General features: G+C 60.5%; 1 protein-coding gene. It reads left to right on the top strand.

The window, feature by feature from the left end; all coding sequences use genetic code 11:
- The coding region (locus tag RZR99_RS33195) for a prolyl oligopeptidase family serine peptidase (RefSeq protein ID WP_323123875.1) at positions 1–337 on the top strand (337 nt) is incomplete at both ends.

Raw genomic sequence — 337 nt, 5'->3', positions numbered from 1 at the left:
GCCTGCTCGGGCATCTTCCCGCACGGTTCGATGCAACCGGATTTGTCGCACAGCGACGACATGCCACAGCCTCCGATGGCGTGCAGATTCCGTATTGGCTTATCGGTCGCGAGGCGGATCTTCAAGGCAACCCTCGACCATGCCTTCTCTGTGGATACGGCGGATTCGAAGTTCCGGTCGATACGCCTGCCTATATGGGCGCCATGGGATTCTCCTGGCTCGAACCAGGCGGCGTGTACGCGATCGCAAGCATTCGGGGCGGGGGAGAATTCGGTCCTGAGTGGCATCGGGCCGCGCAACGCGAGAATCGTCAGGTCGCATTCGACGATTTCATTGC

It is taken from the genome of Burkholderia alba, from assembly GCF_034721475.1.
Lineage (GTDB): Bacteria > Pseudomonadota > Gammaproteobacteria > Burkholderiales > Burkholderiaceae > Burkholderia > Burkholderia alba.
This window is presented reverse-complemented; position numbering and strand designations above follow the sequence as displayed.